1 rRNA gene is annotated in these 2,829 nt (G+C 53.9%); it reads right to left on the bottom strand.

Annotation, left to right across the window (positions count from 1 at the left end):
* Nucleotides 1-2,829 (bottom strand): 23S ribosomal RNA (locus DBY73_RS21975); the annotation flags it as partial.

The following is a 2,829-nucleotide window of genomic DNA, read 5'->3' as shown; positions in this document are numbered from 1 at the left end:
TGCGCTTACACACCCGACCTATCAACGTCGTCGTCTTCAACGTTCCTTCAGGACCCTTAAAGGGTCAGGGAGAACTCATCTCGGGGCAAGTTTCGTGCTTAGATGCTTTCAGCACTTATCTCTTCCGCATTTAGCTACCGGGCAGTGCCATTGGCATGACAACCCGAACACCAGTGATGCGTCCACTCCGGTCCTCTCGTACTAGGAGCAGCCCCCCTCAATTCTCCAGCGCCCACGGCAGATAGGGACCGAACTGTCTCACGACGTTCTAAACCCAGCTCGCGTACCACTTTAAATGGCGAACAGCCATACCCTTGGGACCTACTTCAGCCCCAGGATGTGATGAGCCGACATCGAGGTGCCAAACACCGCCGTCGATATGAACTCTTGGGCGGTATCAGCCTGTTATCCCCGGAGTACCTTTTATCCGTTGAGCGATGGCCCTTCCATTCAGAACCACCGGATCACTATGACCTGCTTTCGCACCTGCTCGAGCCGTCACTCTCGCAGTCAAGCTAGCTTATGCCATTGCACTAACCTCCTGATGTCCGACCAGGATTAGCTAACCTTCGTGCTCCTCCGTTACTCTTTGGGAGGAGACCGCCCCAGTCAAACTACCCACCAGACACTGTCCGCAACCCGGATCACGGGTCTACGTTAGAACACCAGCCATTAAAGGGTGGTATTTCAAGGGCGGCTCCACGCAGACTGGCGTCCACGCTTCAAAGCCTCCCACCTATCCTACACATCAAGGACCAGTGTTCAGTGTCAAGCTATAGTAAAGGTTCACGGGGTCTTTCCGTCTTGCCGCGGGTACACTGCATCTTCACAGCGAGTTCAATTTCACTGAGTCTCGGGTGGAGACAGCCTGGCCATCATTACGCCATTCGTGCAGGTCGGAACTTACCCGACAAGGAATTTCGCTACCTTAGGACCGTTATAGTTACGGCCGCCGTTTACCGGGGCTTCGATCAAGAGCTTCGCGTTGCCGCTAACCCCATCAATTAACCTTCCGGCACCGGGCAGGCGTCACACCGTATACGTCCACTTTCGTGTTTGCACAGTGCTGTGTTTTTAATAAACAGTTGCAGCCAGCTGGTATCTTCGACTGATTTCAGCTCCGCCCGCAGGGGCTTCACCTACATATCAGCGTGCCTTCTCCCGAAGTTACGGCACCATTTTGCCTAGTTCCTTCACCCGAGTTCTCTCAAGCGCCTTGGTATTCTCTACCTGACCACCTGTGTCGGTTTGGGGTACGATTTCGTGTTACCTGATGCTTAGAGGCTTTTCCTGGAAGCAGGGCATTTATCACTTCAGCACCGTAGTGCCTCGTCGTCACACCTCAGCGTTAATAAGGTACCGGATTTACCTGGAACCTCCGCCTACATGCTTAAACCGGGACAACCGTCGCCCGGCTGACATAGCCTTCTCCGTCCCCCCTTCGCAGTAACACCAAGTACAGGAATATTAACCTGTTTCCCATCGACTACGCCTTTCGGCCTCGCCTTAGGGGTCGACTCACCCTGCCCCGATTAACGTTGGACAGGAACCCTTGGTCTTCCGGCGAGCGGGCTTTTCACCCGCTTTATCGTTACTTATGTCAGCATTCGCACTTCTGATACCTCCAGCAACCCTCACAGGCCACCTTCAACGGCTTACAGAACGCTCCCCTACCCAACAACACCTGAGTGTCGCTGCCGCAGCTTCGGTGCATGGTTTAGCCCCGTTACATCTTCCGCGCAGGCCGACTCGACCAGTGAGCTATTACGCTTTCTTTAAATGATGGCTGCTTCTAAGCCAACATCCTGGCTGTCTGTGCCTTCCCACATCGTTTCCCACTTAACCATGACTTTGGGACCTTAGCTGGCGGTCTGGGTTGTTTCCCTCTTCACGACGGACGTTAGCACCCGCCGTGTGTCTCCCGTGATAACATTCTTCGGTATTCGTAGTTTGCATCGGGTTGGTAAGCCGGGATGGCCCCCTAGCCGAAACAGTGCTCTACCCCCGAAGATGAGTTCACGAGGCGCTACCTAAATAGCTTTCGGGGAGAACCAGCTATCTCCCGGTTTGATTGGCCTTTCACCCCCAGCCACAGGTCATCCGCTAATTTTTCAACATTAGTCGGTTCGGTCCTCCAGTTAGTGTTACCCAACCTTCAACCTGCCCATGGCTAGATCACCGGGTTTCGGGTCTATACCCTGCAACTTAACGCCCAGTTAAGACTCGGTTTCCCTTCGGCTCCCCTATACGGTTAACCTTGCTACAGAATATAAGTCGCTGACCCATTATACAAAAGGTACGCAGTCACACCACGAAGGTGCTCCCACTGCTTGTACGTACACGGTTTCAGGTTCTTTTTCACTCCCCTCGCCGGGGTTCTTTTCGCCTTTCCCTCACGGTACTGGTTCACTATCGGTCAGTCAGGAGTATTTAGCCTTGGAGGATGGTCCCCCCATATTCAGACAGGATACCACGTGTCCCGCCCTACTCTTCGAGTTCACAGCCTGTGTGCTTTCGTGTACGGGACTGTCACCCTGTACCGTGCGACTTTCCAGACGCTTCCACTAACACACAAGCTGATTCAGACTCTGGGCTGCTCCCCGTTCGCTCGCCGCTACTGGGGGAATCTCGGTTGATTTCTTTTCCTCGGGGTACTTAGATGTTTCAGTTCCCCCGGTTCGCCTCGTTAACCTATGTATTCAGTTAACGATAGTGTGACGAATCACACTGGGTTTCCCCATTCGGACATCGCCGGGTCAAGGGTTCATATCACCTCGCCGGCGCTTTTCGCAGATTAGCACGTCCTTCATCGCCTCTGACTGCCAGGGC

The organism is Enterobacter sp. RIT418 (assembly GCF_003057745.1).
GTDB lineage: Bacteria > Pseudomonadota > Gammaproteobacteria > Enterobacterales > Enterobacteriaceae > Enterobacter.
Note: the sequence above shows the minus strand (reverse complement) of the source record. Positions and strands in the feature narration are given on the sequence as shown.